Below are 13,692 nucleotides of genomic sequence, written 5' to 3' on the forward strand. Positions count from 1 at the left end.
GATGGCCGCCTACGAGTACGAGACACACGAATACGACGTCGTCGTCGTCGGTGCCGGCGGGGCGGGGCTTCGGGCGACGCTGGGCATGGCGGAGCAGGGACTTCGCACCGCCTGCATCTCCAAGGTCTTTCCGACCCGTTCCCACACCGTCGCCGCGCAGGGCGGCATCGCCGCATCGCTGGGCAACATGGGGCCGGACAGCTGGCAATGGCACATGTACGACACCGTGAAGGGGTCGGACTGGCTCGGCGATACCGATGCGATGGAATACCTCGCCCGCGAGGCGCCGAAGGCCGTCTACGAACTCGAGCATTACGGCGTGCCGTTCTCGCGGACCGAGGACGGCCGGATCTACCAGCGCCCCTTCGGCGGCCATACGACCGAGTACGGCGAGGGCCCCCCCGTGCAGCGCACCTGCGCCGCGGCCGACCGGACCGGCCACGCGATCCTCCATACGCTCTACGGCCAGTCGCTGAAGGAAAAGGCGCAGTTCTTCATCGAATACTTCGCCATCGACCTCATCATGTCCGAGGACGGCGTGTGCCAGGGCGTGCTCTGCTGGAGCCTCGACGACGGCAAGCTGCACCTGTTCTCGTCGAAGATGACGGTGCTGGCCACCGGCGGCTACGGCCGCGCCTACTTCTCCGCGACCTCCGCCCATACCTGCACCGGCGATGGCGGCGGCATGATCGCGCGGGCCGGCCTGCCGCTGCAGGACATGGAGTTCGTGCAGTTCCACCCGACCGGCATCTACGGCGCCGGCTGCCTCATCACAGAGGGGGCGCGGGGCGAGGGGGGGTACCTCACCAATTCCGAGGGCGAGCGGTTCATGGAGCGGTATGCGCCGACCTACAAGGATCTCGCCTCCCGCGACGTCGTCTCGCGCTGCATGACGATGGAGATCCGCGAGGGGCGGGGCGTCGGCAAGGACAACGACCACATCCACTTGAACCTCAGCCATCTGCCGCCAGAGACCCTGCATCTGCGCCTGCCCGGCATCTCCGAGAGCGCGCGGATCTTCGCGGGCGTCGACGTCACCAAGGAGCCGGTCCCGGTTCTGCCGACCGTACATTATAACATGGGCGGCATTCCGACGAATTACTGGGGCGAGGTGCTGGCGCCGTCGGCCGATGACGACGACCGCGTGGCGCCGGGGCTGATGGCCGTGGGCGAGGCCGGCTGCGCTTCCGTCCACGGGGCGAACCGGCTGGGTTCGAACTCGCTCATCGACCTCGTCGTGTTCGGCCGCGCCGCCGCGATCCGCGCAGGGCAGGTAATCGACCGCGACTCCGCCCTGCCCACGCCCAACATCCGCTCCGTCGAGATGGCGCTGGCCCGCTTCGACGGGCTGCGCCACGCGCGGGGTCAGGTGGCCACGGCCGAGCTGCGCCTGCAGATGCAGAAGACGATGCAGGACGACGCCGCGGTGTTCCGGACGTCCGAGACGCTGGCGCAGGGCAAGGAGAAGATGACCGACATCGCCGGCAAGATGGACGACGTGCAGGTCACCGACACGTCGCTGATCTGGAACTCCGACCTGATGGAGACGCTGGAGCTTGCGAACCTGATGCCGAACGCCGTCGCCACCGTGGTCGCGGCCGAGGCGCGAAAGGAAAGCCGGGGCGCCCATGCCCACGAGGATTTCCCGGACCGCGACGACGAGAACTGGCGCAAGCATTCGCTGACCTGGTTCAAGGGCGACGACATGAAGTACGACCTCGGCTACCGGGGCGTCCACATGAACCCGCTGACGAGCCACAACGACGGCGGAATCGACCTGAAGAAGATTGCACCGAAGGCGAGGGTCTATTGATGCGCTACCTGTCACTTGCCGCCGCCGCGCTCACGCTGACCGCGTGCCAGCCCGCCGGGCCGGAGGTCGAGGTGGATGCCGGGGCCCGGACGCTGGCCAATGCCTGCCTCGCCGAGATCGGCCAGCCCATCCTGCCCGACCGCGTGACCGAGGATGCGACGATCGAGCTGACGGAGGCGGAGCAGGCCGCCTATGCCGCCTGCCTCCAGCGCCGCAGCTGAGGCATGGGCCGGGTCGTCCTGCTCGCGCTGACGCCGGTGCTCGCGCTCACGGCCTGCATGTCGACCGGGCCCGACGCGCGGCGCGCGGCCTACCTGCGCTGCGCCCGCGACCAAGGCGTGCCGGTACGGGACGGCACCATCGTCTCGCGCGGACCGGCGGATCTGGCGCGGCTCGATGCCTGCGAGGCGATCCCGCGGTGATCCGGGGGCGCTTTACCCTCCTGCTGGCGGGCGTCGTGCTAGCAGGGTGCGTCCCGGTGGGGGGGCGCCCGCTGCCGACCGATCCGGCGATCATCGATGCCGGCGCGAGCCGTGCGCTGTCGAACTGCCTCTCCGATATCGGCCGGCCGGATGTCGCAGCCGACCCGTACGCCCCGATGAACGGCGCCGAGATCACGGCGCTTCTGACCTGTACCTCCGGCCGGGCCCATCGCTGACATGGAGTTGGTGGCCCCCCGCATCTACGGCATCGGCACGCATCACAAGACGGGCACGCTCTGGATGCGCGCCGTCTTCCGACAGCTCGCCGAGGCGATCGGCGTCGCGTTCCGGCAGGTCCACCCGAACAGCGCGCCGGACGTCGTGCCGGTGGCGCATCGCGTGTTCCTGGCCCAGTGGTCCTCCGCCTTCCCCGCCTGGCTGCGGTTCCGGCCGGACGCGCGTGTCCTGCATGTCGTTCGCGACCCGCGGGACGTGCTTCTCTCGGGGATGCGCTACCACCGCGACACCGATGCGACGGAGGAGGGATTCCTGCACGCGCCGCGGGACGATCTCGGGGGGCGCAGCTATCAATCGCATCTCCGCGCGCTGCCCGATGATGCCGCCCGCCTGCGCTTCGAGATGACGGGCCGGCACGCCGAGACCCTGGCGGAGATGACGGGCTGGACACCGGGCCCGAACACGATCGAGGCGCGCTACGAGGCGCTCGTCGGGCCGAGCGGTCAGGACGTCTTTCGCGAGCATCTGCGGGATCTGGGAATGCCGGAGCCGGAGGTCGAACGGGGGCTTCGCGCGTTCTGGGAACATTCGCTGCAGGGCGGCCTCGCCCGGCCCGAAACGCGTCGGTCTCGGGTCAGGTCGCATGTTGCCGACGGAGCCGCCACGCAATGGAAGACACAGCTTCCCGTGGACATTGCCCGCGACTACGCGGCGCGCTATGGCGACGCGCTCGTCGCGCTCGGCTACGAAACGCACCCGACGCGTTGGGCGGAGAGATTGGCCGATGCCGCGTAACGTGATCCTCCTTGCCTCGCTTCTGTGCGCCTGCAACACGCCGGTGGCGGACGAGGTCGCGCGCAGTGCGGCGAGGCGTGCCGTGGAGCCGGTGCTCGCGGCGCGGTTCCCGGGCATTCCCCTCATGCCCGCGACGAACTGCATCATCGACAATGCCACCGCGCCCGAGATCATAACGCTCGCGACCTCGGCTCGATCGGCGCCCGAAAGCGCCAAGCGGATCGTCCTTGACGTCGCGCAGCGACCCGCCACCATCCAGTGCCTTGCGACCGACGGTCTGCCGGTGCTGCTGAACACCCTTTAGGAGGCTGTCATGGTCCAATTCACCCTGCCGAAGAACTCGAAGATCGTCGTGGGCAAGACCTGGCCGAAGCCCGAGGGCGCGAACAACCTTCGCAAGTTCCAGATCTACCGCTGGAACCCGGACGACGGGAAAAACCCGCGGCTCGACACCTACTGGGTCGACCTCGACACCTGCGGACCGATGATCCTGGACGCGCTAATCAAGATCAAGAACGAGATCGACCCGACGCTGACCTTCCGACGTTCCTGCCGGGAAGGCATCTGCGGCTCCTGCGCGATGAATATCGACGGGGTGAACACGCTCGCCTGCACCTGGGGCATCGACGAGGTGAAGGGCGACGTGAAGATCTATCCGCTGCCGCACATGCCGGTGATCAAGGACCTGATCCCCGACCTCACGCATTTCTATGCGCAGCATGCCAGCGTCATGCCGTGGCTCGAGACGAAGTCGAACACGCCGGCAAAGGAGTGGCGCCAGTCCATCGCCGACCGTGAGAAGCTCGACGGACTCTACGAATGCATCATGTGCGCGTCGTGCTCGACGGCTTGCCCGTCCTATTGGTGGAACGGCGACCGTTACCTCGGGCCGGCCGCGCTCCTGCACGCCTATCGATGGATCGTCGATTCGCGGGACGAGGCGACCGGGGAACGGCTCGACGATCTCGAGGATCCGTTCAAACTCTATCGCTGCCACACGATCATGAATTGCGCCAAGACATGCCCCAAGGGCCTGAACCCGGCGCGGGCGATCCAGAACATCAAGAAGATGATGGTCGAACGTCAGCTCTGAACGAGCGGCTTCTGCAAAACGGGTAGGCATGAAAAAAGCCCCGCCGATGAGGGCGGGGCTTTCGTCGAACCTAGCGCAGGGTCAATCGCCGTCGGCTGCGACCTCGACCCCGCCCTGCGGAATGGTGCCGTCGCCGTCGATATCGCTGTCGGTGGTCGCCTCGATCTCGGAGATCGTGTTCACCGGGTCGTTCGCCGGGACGCAACCGGCCATGAGCGCAACGATCGGCAGGGCGGTCAGCAGTTTGAGGGGCGTGGTCATTGGGTTCTCCATCGTTTCCATTCGGTCGTTAACAAATCTGTGACCGGCAATGTTCCGACGTCAACACCCGCACATGCGGGATAGCGCAATTTTGCCGGATTTAGTGTCTTGACCTGAATCGGATTTGGCCCCAATTGCGCGCTACAGACGCCAACGCACGCGCCTCTGGCACGGCATTACGCACGGTTACGTAGCGACGGTAACGTCTCCCTTGGAACTGAGCGGTCTTGGCCGGACCCCCGATCGGGGCGTTCCGGAATGGCCGGGTCTGAACGGAGATGACCCATGAACGCAGTAACCGGCTTCGGCCGTCCGATCGTCGTCGCGCCCACCCGTGTCGAATCCTACATCCACTCCCGTGATTTTGCCCACCCGACGCTGGTGATCGACGTCGAAGCCGTCGAACGGCAGTTCCGCGCGCTGCGTGCCGGTCTGGGCCGTGCGCACATACACTATGCCGTCAAGGCGAACCCGCATGCCGCGATCGTCGAGCGGCTGGTTCGTCTCGGCTCCGGCTTCGACGCGGCCTCCCGCGGCGAGATCGAGCTCGTGCTGGGGCAGGGCGCCGACCCCGCGCATGTTTCCTTCGGCAACACGATCAAGAAGGCGGCCGATATCCGCTTCGCCCATCATGCCGGGATCACCCTCTTCGCGGTGGATGCCGAGGCGGAGCTCCTCAAGATCGCCGAGAACGCCCCCGGCGCGTACGTCTACGTTCGCGTGATCGTCGATAATTCCGAAGCCGACTGGCCGCTCAGCCGCAAGTTCGGCTGCGCCGCCGACAAGGTGCTGTCGCTGCTGGGGCTGGCGCGCGACCTCGGGCTCGTCCCGCACGGCCTGTCGTTCCATGTCGGGTCCCAGACGCGCGAGGCGCGGATGTGGACGGGGACGCTCGATCAGGTCGCGGCGATCTGGCATCGCGCCGTCGGGGCGGGGTTCGACCTGCAGCTTCTCAATATCGGCGGCGGCTTCCCGGCCTTCTACGGCGAGGACATTCAGGATCCGACGACCTACGCCGCGGCCGTCATGGGGTTGATCGCCGAACGCTTCGGCGACGTGCCGGAGATCATGGCCGAGCCGGGACGCGGCCTCGTCGCGGAATGCGGCGCGATCGCGGCCGAGGTCCTGCTGGTGTCGCGCAAGTCGGACGACGACCTGCACCGCTGGGTCTATCTCGACATCGGCCGCTTTTCCGGCCTTGCCGAGACCGAGGGCGAGGCGATCCGCTACCAGATCGCCACGCCGCGCGACGGGGACGCGACCGGGCCCTGCGTCCTGGCCGGTCCCTCCTGCGACAGCGCCGACGTGCTCTACGAGAAGCGCCCCGTGCAGCTTCCCCTGACCCTTCAGACGGGCGACAAGGTCGTGATCCGCAGCTGCGGCGCCTACACCTCGACCTACTCTTCGGTCGGATTTAACGGGTTCCCGCCGCTCGACTGCGTGGTGATCTGACGGGTCGCGCGACCGCCGAGGCGTCCTCCGGCCCGGCCGGAGGGCGACTTCATGCGAAGGCTGCTTCGAGCGCGATCTCGACCATGTCGCCGAACGAGGATTGCCGATCCGATGCCGGCAGGGCCTCGCGGGTCAGCAAATGGTCGCTGACGGTCAGGACGGCCAGGGCGCGGCACCGATGCCGGGCGGCGAGGATGTAGAGCTCGGCCGCTTCCATCTCGACCGCGAGGATGCCGTGGCGCGTCATGCTTTCGTTCAAATCCGGACGTTCGTCGTAGAAGACGTCGGAAGAATAGATTCCGCCGACATGCGTCCTCGACCCCTTGGACTGCGCGGCCGCATGCGCAGCCGACAGCAGGCCGTAATCGGCGCAGGGTGCGAAGTTCATATCCCGCAGAATGCCCCGCGACGGTGTCGAGATGGACGTCGCCGACATCGCGAGAATGACGTCCCGGATCGCGATGTCTTCCTGCATCGCGCCGCAGGACCCGATCCGGATCAGCGTCTTCGCTTCGTACGACGTGATGAGCTCGTTGGCGTAGATCGACAGGCTCGGCATTCCCATGCCGGTCCCGTGGATCGTGACGCGGTTTCCCCGCCAGGTTCCGGTGAAGCCCAGCATGCCGCGGACGTCGTTCACGAGTACGGGGTCGTCGAGATACGTCTCCGCTGCCCATTTCGCTCGGAGCGGATCGCCGGGAAGCAGGACGGTCTCGGCGATGTCGCCGGAGCCGGCGCGGATATGGGGTGTCATCAAGACCTCCGGAAACGAAAAAGGGATGCGACTGGCGCATCCCTTGTCGGTCCATTCCGGTCCGGAATCTAGATGGCCAGATCGGATTCCGTCTTGCCGCTAGCCAAGGCATCCTTGAACCATTGCGGTTGACGGCCGCGACCGGACCACGTCTTCCCCGGATTTTCCGGATGCACGTATTTCGGCGCGGCCCCGGACGCTTTCGCCTTCTTCGTGCCGGTGAAATCGGAAAGGTTGAAGCCCATCTCCTTTGCAAGACTTTCCAGCTTCGCGTGCGCTTCCTTACGCTGACGCTCATCGTAGCTTTTGACGGCGGCATTTACCTTCTTTTGCAAGTCCAGCAACTCGTCCTTGCTCATTTTATCTAGATCCATCACGGTCCCACCTTATTCATCATTACTCGGAATTAGATCGGGCCCTACGCCGTTTCAAGGCAAATATAATCGGCGGCCAATTGCTGCGAACGGCCCGCGGGAGGAGTCGACGCGTGATCGGATCAATTCGAGTCATCTCGAGCATGAACCAACGCGCTGTCGTATTTTTCCTATAGTGCCCCGCGCAGATCGGGTGGAGCTACAGGTCAGGTTCTTCTACCCTGTTCCAATCTGGGTCGGGCCATCCACTAATGCGCCATCTCTTAAGGCTGATGTTGAGGCCGATGCGATGCCTGCTTACCGTCGTGCCTGACGTCATTCGATGCCGGAAAGACGGCTCAGGAACAGTTTCGTCGCGACAGGCACGAAAGCTGGGCGTCGCGGTTCGGGATTTTGCATGAACAACCCGGTCCTGCGCGTTCCTTGAGAGACACCATACGGGGGTCAAGGGATACGTTCGATGGCTAGTCGATTGTAACTTGGCCAATAGAGGGATGCCGGCTTGGAAATGACAGAACAGGCGCCAAACCGGCTGTTCCGAATTACTATGCCCCGCATAAACGCAACCACGCAATTCATCCACACGCGCTTCCAGAGCCTTCCGGTGGCGAAACGGCAGCGGAGCTCATTTCAATGAATCTCAGATGACAATCCCGGAGCGAGACAGTGCCGGGCGCAAGGCGCCATTCCGCCGAGCGGAGTGAATGCTGCGGACGCATTTGGGATGCGAAAGCGATTTTCGCTTGAAACCTTGTGGACGCCTTCCCGGGAAGGCGGCACAATCCCGGCATGTTCCGAACCGTCGAGGTTCCTCTCTGGGCGCTTCTGCTGCTCGTCGGGTTCGCTGCGGTGACGTTTGCGTCGCATTTCCTGTTTCCGTCCGTCCGCTGGTTCTTCCGTCGTTGGGCCGAACGTCTCGTTGCCCGACTGAATGCGCGGCTCGTCCAGCCGATCGAGCCGTTCAAGCTGGCGCACCGGATGGATACTGTGAACCGGGTCATCCATGACCCGGACGTCGCGCGGGCCATTCTCGACCATGCCAGAGAGAAGGGCGTCCCGGAGCAGGTCGCGTTCGAGACCGCGCGGCGTTACGCGCGGGAGATCGTGCCGGGCTTCTCCGCGCTCCTTTATTTCGGCGTCGCGACGCGACTGGCGCAATGGCTCTCGCGGAGCCTCTATCGCATCAGGGTCTCGGGCGAGGCGGAGGCGATGGAGGGGATCGATCCGCAGGCCACGATCGTGTTCGTCCTGAACCACCGCTCGAACATGGACTACGTGCTCGTCACTTGGCTCGTAGCGCGCCGCGCCGCGCTGGCCTATGCCGTCGGCGAGTGGGCCCGGCGCTGGCCCCTCGGCTCGCTGATCCGGGCAATGGGGGGCTATTTCGTCCGGCGGCGCGACCTGAACCCGCTTTATCGAAAGGTCCTCGCGCGCTACGTACAGATCGCCACGGAGAACGGCGTCACGCAGGCGATCTTCCCGGAGGGGCGGCTCAGCCGGGACGGATCGCTGCACGCTCCCAAGCTTGGCCTTCTCAGCTACATCATCGCCGATCACGCCGCGGGGGCGACGCGTGACGTCGTCCTCGTTCCGGTTGCCGTCAACTACGAACGCGTGCTCGAGGATCGAGGGTTGATCGCCGCTCAGGCCGGCGCCGTGAATCCGTTCCGGCTCCGGTGGTGGATGGTGGCCCGTTATCTTGGACGGCACCTGCAGCTTCGCGTCACCGGCCGGTTCACCAGGTTCGGCTACGCTGCCGTCGTCTTCGGCCGTCCGATGTCGCTTCACCGCTTCCTCTGGTCCGGCCACGATGATCCGGCGGCGGATCTCGGGGCGGCGTTGATGCGACGGATCGAGGAGGTGCTGCCAGTCCTTCCCATGGCTCTGGTATGCGAAGCGCTGGTCGGCGGCGCACGCGACGTCGCGACAATTGCCGAGCGACTATCAAAGCGAGCGACCGCGTTGCAGGACGCAGGCCATATCGTCCATGCGGAGGCGCGCGACGCACGACAGGCCACGCTCATCGCCCTGCGCATGCTGGAGGTCCGCAACGTCGTCGCCCTGCACGGAGATCGAATTTCTGTGACCTCGGATCTCGAACCGATCTTGGGATTCTACGCCCGGACGCTGCCCCGCAGCCATGGGGGTGCGGCGTCGAACGAAGGATCCACCAAAGACACCTGGGGCAGCATCCGAAGCTGATGTGACGGTCAAATATTTACAGGAGGCGGGTTGTCATGCCGACCGTCGGTTCGATCGATGCCCGCAAATTCGCCTTCTCTGTATTTACCGACAGGACAGCCTGCGCGCCGAACCGGCCAGTCGAAGGCCGGCCCATGTTTCGAGCGAACGTCGAGAACCGGGTCTTGTCGGCGGGAAGGGGCGCAACGTTCCCAAGGCGCTTCGTGCCTGATTCGCTGTTTTGGTTTCCCCCGATCCGGCGAGGCTTTGTTCTCTCTCCGTTCTGTTGCTTGAAAGTTCAACCGCCTACGGAAGTGTCCCTCGCCAATTTGGGGGATGGATAAACCGCGAATATCGAGCCTTCGACCGTGCGTTCTACTGTGCCTTTAACGCTCCGTTAACCCTCTCGAAAGGAAAGTCGGATGTCAAAGGAATGGATCATCGACGTGTTGGGCGATCTTCGTAGTTTCGCACAGACGAACGCCATGCCGTGTCTGGCCGATCAGTTGGACGAAGCGATCATGGTTGCCGCGATCGAAATTGCGCAAACGCCCGCAATGTATGCGGGGACGGATGGCACGCAAACTCGAAAGTTTGCTCGAGCGGCTGGATGAGGCCACACGACTCGCCGACCTGCGCGAGGCGATCGCCGACCTGCGCGACGTCTACGAGGTCGAGCATCTCGTCTATCATTCCGTCAAGTCGGGTGGTGAGCAATGGGCGGCGCTCACCTACGACGACGCCTGGGTCAGAACCTATATCGACCAGAACTTCCAGAATGTGGACCCGGTGGTCCTGGCGTGCTTTCGCGGGTTCACGCCCATCGACTGGAAGCGGCTCGACTGGTCCGGTCGTGCCGCGAGGCAGGTGCTTTCCGAAGGCCTCGCACACGGTCTCGGCAATCAGGGGTTCAGCCTTCCGGTCCGCGGGCCCGCGGGACAGTTCGCGCTCTTCACGGTCAATCATCGGATAGGGGACGAAAGCTGGAACCGCTTCACGCGCCAGAACCTCCACGATCTCCTGCTGGCCGCCCATTACTTCAACGAGAGAGCGCTGCTTCTCGACGGCGACGGGAGCTATCCGAACGCCTCCCTTTCGCCCAGGGAGACGGATGCCCTGACGCTCCTGGCGGCGGGGATGTCTCGCGCCAAGGCGGCGGAGAAGCTGAAGATCTCCGAGCACACGCTGCGCGTCTACATTGAAAGCGCGCGCTTCAAGCTCGGTGCCGTCAACACGACGCACGCCGTCGCGAACGCCCTGTCCCGAGGACTGATTTGCCTTTGAGAGAAATGTAAGTAAAACTGACGCAATCTGACGCATGGGCCGTCGATTTCCGCGTTTCGTTAACAATTCGTAAATCCGCTCGCTCAGAGTCTCCCGGTTGTAGACAAACTGGAGACTCTGAAATGATTCACTTCTTTTACGGCTCGCAGCTGGAATCCCACGCCGAACTGGCCACGGAGATGTTTCGCGATCGGGCGACGCAGTTCCGCGATCGCATGGGCTGGGACGTCACCGTGGACGCGATGGGCTGGGAAACCGATCAGTACGACGTCCTCGATCCGCTTTACGTCGTGGTGGCGGACAAAGACGGCCATCATGCCGGCTCGATGCGGTTCCTGCCGACGACCGGCCGGACGATGCTGGCCGAGATCTTCCCGCATCTCGTCGCCGGCATTCCGATCCGCAGCTCGGCGGTCTGGGAATGCACCCGCTTCTGCCTTTCGCCCAACGCCACGGGCAACGTCGCGCAGATGCTCCTTCTCGCCGCTTCCGAGGTCGGGCTCGCGATCGGCGTCCGCCAGGCGGTGGGCATCTTCGACCGGCCGATGTTGCGGGTCTACCGCCGCCTCGGATGGAGCCCGGAGCTTCTCGGCCATGCCGACGGCATCGCCGCCGGGCTCTGGACCTTCTCGGAGGACGTGCACGACAAGCTCTGCACCGAGACCGGGATCGAGGCGCGCACGCTGCGGGGCATCTTCGAGGACGCGCTCGTGAACCTGCCCCTTCCCGTTCACGCCTGACCCTATAGAAGGGGGCGGTGAACCACGTCGCCCCTTCGCTCTCTCCCGACCAGGCCCATGCCTGGGACCGCATCGCCGGCCTCCTCTCCGACAGCGGCGTCTTGATCGAGGACGGGACCGCCGGCAAGCGTCCGGACGAGGAGAGCCGGGTGATCGCCGTGACCGGCAAGGCCGGGTCGGGCAAGACGCTCCTCCTCGCCGAACTCGTCCGGACGCTGCGGGAGGCGGGCCTCGACCTCGTCTCCGGCGATTACGAACGCAAGCGGAAGGACCGGCGCAGCCTCGCCGTGCTCGCCCCGACCAACAAGGCGGCGAGCGTCCTGCGGAACCGTGGCGTGCCGGCCACGACCATCCATCGCATTCTCTACACCCCTGTCTACGATCCGGAATACGAGCGCCTCGCCGAATGGCTTGCGGGCGACGCCGACCGTCCGACGGTGGAGGGCCTCAGCGAGGAAGCGCTGGACCGCGCGAAACGCGTCTACGAGGAGACGTCCTCCGTTCCCGGCGCACTCGCCGCGGCGGGGCTGCGCGGGTCGGACTTCATCACCGGATGGAAGCGGCGGGATTCGCCTCTCGACATCGGCTTCGTCGACGAATCCTCGATGCTCGACGACAAGCAATACGAGGATCTGCGCGAAATCTTCCCAACTCTCGTCCTGTTCGGCGATCCCGCGCAGCTCGCGCCCGTGAACCAGTCCGGCCGGATGGTGTTCGATCGGTTCGAGGGCGACATCCTGCTTCATCTCGAGCGCGTCCACCGGCAGGCCGCCGACAGTCCGATTCTCGACTTGGCCCATGCACTCGGCGATCCCGATCTCGAATTCGAGGCCTTCGAGCGAATGGTCGAGGATGCGGCCGCGCGCGACGACCGCGTGCAGGTCGCCGCCCGCGTGGACAGCGACCTGATGGCCCGCTCCCCTGTCCTCGTCTGGCGAAACGCCACCCGCATCCGCATGATCCGGGCCTTCCGCAGCGCCTACGGCGCCGACGATACGCAGCTCCTGCCGGGCGAGCCGTTGATCTGCGACGGGCTCGAATTGCCGCTCAAGCATCGCAAGCGCCGGATCGACCTCGAGGCGCGAGGCCTCATCAAGGGCGCGCAGGTCGTCTATCTCGGGCCCGGACGGAAGCCGGGCTTTTCCAAGCTCCACGTCGTCGGCGCTCCCGATCCGGAGATCAGTGTCAGTTCCATCGTCAAGATCGAGCACCCGGACGAGGACGAGCCGTTCCTGCCCTTCGCCGCCCGGATGGGGGCCGCCTTCCTGCACGGCGCGGCGGTCACGATCCACAAGGCGCAGGGCTCGCAATGGGACGCGGTGCAGGTTTTCGCGCCCGACCTCTATGCCGCCAGCCGCGCGGGACGGGTGGAGGCGGGACAGCAACTCTGGAAGCGGCTCGCCTATGTCGCGATCACGCGCGCGGTGAATCGGGTGATCTGGGTGCGGCGTTACGCGCTGGCCAAGCCCCGCGCCGCGCTCGACACGTCGGACCTGAAGCCCGTCCGCGTGCCGCTCGCCCTGGAGGAGGACTCCCCCGAATGACCCGAACCATCCTCGTCACCGGGGCGTCCTCCGGCATCGGCGCCGCGACGGCACGCCTGTTCCTCGAGGCCGGCTGGACCGTCGGCCTGATGGCGCGGCGCGAGAGGGCGCTGCGCGAGGTGGCGGGCGACCATCCGGCGGCGCATGTCCTGCCGGGGGACGTCTCCGTTCCGGAAGACGTCGATGCCGTGGTCGACCGCTTCGTCGCGGCGGCCGGTCGGCTCGACGTCCTGTTCAACAATGCCGGCATCTTCATCCCCGCCGCCCATATCGACGAGACCTCGGTCGAGGACTGGTCCCGGGCCGTCTCCATCAACCTGACGGGCATGTTCCTGATGGCCCGGGCCGCGTACCGGGTCATGCGAGGGCAGGGCGGCGGGCGGATCGTCAACAACGGCTCGATCAGCGCCCATGTCCCGCGCGAGGGCGCGGTCAGCTACACCGTCACCAAACACGCGATCACAGGGCTCACGCGGCAACTCGCGCTCGACGGCCGCTCGCTCGGCATCGCCTGCGGACAGATCGACATCGGCAACGCCCGCACGCCGCTTCTCGAGGAACTCGACGCGGCGCAGCGCGCCAGTGGCGGGGACGGCGTGCCGATGATGGCGGTGGAGGATGCCGCAAGGGCCGTCCTCCACATGGCCGACCTGCCACCGGACACGAACGTCCTGACCATGACGATCATGGCGAACGCGATGCCCTATGTCGGGCGCGGCTAGTGGCGGAACTCGTTGCCTGG

General features: G+C 65.7%; 17 protein-coding genes. 14 read left to right on the forward strand and 3 right to left on the reverse strand.

The window, feature by feature from the left end:
* Position 1 precedes the first annotated feature (1 nt).
* The 7 genes from sdhA to Q1A87_RS09665 are packed head-to-tail and all read left to right on the forward strand — an operon-like array spanning position 2 to position 4,360.
* Positions 2 to 1,813 (forward strand): succinate dehydrogenase flavoprotein subunit, encoded by a 1,812-nt coding sequence (gene sdhA, locus Q1A87_RS09635; protein ID WP_299650359.1) that lies wholly within the window; start codon positions 2 to 4, stop codon positions 1,811 to 1,813.
* Entirely contained in the window at positions 1,813 to 2,034 is a 222-nt protein-coding gene (locus Q1A87_RS09640) for a hypothetical protein (RefSeq protein ID WP_299650362.1), read from the forward strand. Before sdhA ends, Q1A87_RS09640 begins: the two co-directional genes overlap by 1 nt.
* A 3-nt stretch (positions 2,035 to 2,037) precedes the next feature.
* Positions 2,038 to 2,235 (forward strand): hypothetical protein, encoded by a 198-nt coding sequence (locus tag Q1A87_RS09645; RefSeq protein ID WP_299650365.1) that lies wholly within the window; start codon positions 2,038 to 2,040, stop codon positions 2,233 to 2,235.
* A gap of 56 nt (positions 2,236 to 2,291) precedes the next feature.
* Positions 2,292 to 2,471 (forward strand): hypothetical protein, encoded by a 180-nt coding sequence (locus tag Q1A87_RS09650; RefSeq protein WP_299650368.1) that lies wholly within the window; start codon positions 2,292 to 2,294, stop codon positions 2,469 to 2,471.
* 10 nt (positions 2,472 to 2,481) lie between these two features.
* Positions 2,482 to 3,267 carry a sulfotransferase domain-containing protein gene (locus Q1A87_RS09655; RefSeq protein ID WP_299650371.1) on the forward strand — a complete coding sequence of 262 codons (786 nt, stop codon included), beginning with the start codon at positions 2,482 to 2,484 and terminating at the stop codon, positions 3,265 to 3,267.
* On the forward strand, positions 3,257 to 3,571 hold the full coding sequence (locus Q1A87_RS09660; RefSeq protein ID WP_299650374.1) for a hypothetical protein: 315 nt from the start codon (positions 3,257 to 3,259) through the stop codon (positions 3,569 to 3,571). Before Q1A87_RS09655 ends, Q1A87_RS09660 begins: the two co-directional genes overlap by 11 nt.
* Before the next feature lie 9 nt (positions 3,572 to 3,580).
* A complete protein-coding gene (locus Q1A87_RS09665; protein ID WP_299650377.1) occupies positions 3,581 to 4,360 on the forward strand; it encodes a succinate dehydrogenase iron-sulfur subunit in 780 nt (259 codons plus the stop codon).
* An 81-nt stretch (positions 4,361 to 4,441) separates the two neighbouring features.
* Here the strand turns inward: Q1A87_RS09665 and Q1A87_RS09670 are convergent, their stop codons facing one another.
* Positions 4,442 to 4,621 (reverse strand): hypothetical protein, encoded by a 180-nt coding sequence (locus Q1A87_RS09670; protein WP_299650380.1) that lies wholly within the window; start codon positions 4,619 to 4,621, stop codon positions 4,442 to 4,444.
* A 285-nt stretch (positions 4,622 to 4,906) separates the two neighbouring features.
* Between Q1A87_RS09670 and Q1A87_RS09675 the strand changes: the two genes are divergently transcribed.
* Complete coding sequence (locus Q1A87_RS09675; RefSeq protein WP_299650383.1) at positions 4,907 to 6,073, forward strand: type III PLP-dependent enzyme; 1,167 nt, start codon at positions 4,907 to 4,909, stop codon at positions 6,071 to 6,073.
* Positions 6,074 to 6,122: 49 nt separating this feature from the next.
* Here Q1A87_RS09675 and deoD read toward each other — a convergent pair whose 3' ends face one another.
* Both deoD and Q1A87_RS09685 read right to left on the reverse strand, forming a co-directional pair.
* Positions 6,123 to 6,827 carry a purine-nucleoside phosphorylase gene (deoD, locus tag Q1A87_RS09680; protein WP_299650387.1) on the reverse strand — a complete coding sequence of 235 codons (705 nt, stop codon included), beginning with the start codon at positions 6,825 to 6,827 and terminating at the stop codon, positions 6,123 to 6,125.
* 68 nt (positions 6,828 to 6,895) lie between these two features.
* On the reverse strand, positions 6,896 to 7,186 hold the full coding sequence (locus tag Q1A87_RS09685) for an H-NS histone family protein (RefSeq protein ID WP_299650391.1): 291 nt from the start codon (positions 7,184 to 7,186) through the stop codon (positions 6,896 to 6,898).
* An 804-nt stretch (positions 7,187 to 7,990) separates the two neighbouring features.
* On the opposite strand from Q1A87_RS09685, the gene Q1A87_RS09690 reads away from it, so the two are divergent.
* From Q1A87_RS09690 to Q1A87_RS09715, 6 genes are all read left to right on the forward strand, one after another.
* Positions 7,991 to 9,403: a 1-acyl-sn-glycerol-3-phosphate acyltransferase gene (locus tag Q1A87_RS09690; protein ID WP_299650394.1), complete on the forward strand. Its 1,413-nt coding sequence runs from the start codon at positions 7,991 to 7,993 to the stop codon at positions 9,401 to 9,403.
* Between the two features lie 401 nt (positions 9,404 to 9,804).
* Positions 9,805 to 9,996, forward strand: coding sequence for a hypothetical protein (locus tag Q1A87_RS09695; RefSeq protein WP_299650397.1), 192 nt, complete (start codon positions 9,805 to 9,807; stop codon positions 9,994 to 9,996).
* Positions 9,956 to 10,666 carry an autoinducer binding domain-containing protein gene (locus Q1A87_RS09700; protein ID WP_299650400.1) on the forward strand — a complete coding sequence of 237 codons (711 nt, stop codon included), beginning with the start codon at positions 9,956 to 9,958 and terminating at the stop codon, positions 10,664 to 10,666. Before Q1A87_RS09695 ends, Q1A87_RS09700 begins: the two co-directional genes overlap by 41 nt.
* 122 nt (positions 10,667 to 10,788) lie before the next feature.
* On the forward strand, positions 10,789 to 11,406 hold the full coding sequence (locus Q1A87_RS09705) for an acyl-homoserine-lactone synthase (protein ID WP_299650403.1): 618 nt from the start codon (positions 10,789 to 10,791) through the stop codon (positions 11,404 to 11,406).
* 17 nt (positions 11,407 to 11,423) lie between these two features.
* Complete coding sequence (locus Q1A87_RS09710) at positions 11,424 to 12,950, forward strand: AAA family ATPase (protein WP_299650406.1); 1,527 nt, start codon at positions 11,424 to 11,426, stop codon at positions 12,948 to 12,950.
* Positions 12,947 to 13,672, forward strand: a complete 726-nt coding sequence (locus Q1A87_RS09715) for an SDR family oxidoreductase (protein WP_299650409.1) — start codon at positions 12,947 to 12,949, stop codon at positions 13,670 to 13,672. Before Q1A87_RS09710 ends, Q1A87_RS09715 begins: the two co-directional genes overlap by 4 nt.
* Positions 13,673 to 13,692 lie beyond the last annotated feature (20 nt).

The organism is uncultured Jannaschia sp., from assembly GCF_947494055.1.
In the GTDB taxonomy this organism is placed as follows: Bacteria; Pseudomonadota; Alphaproteobacteria; order Rhodobacterales; family Rhodobacteraceae; genus Jannaschia.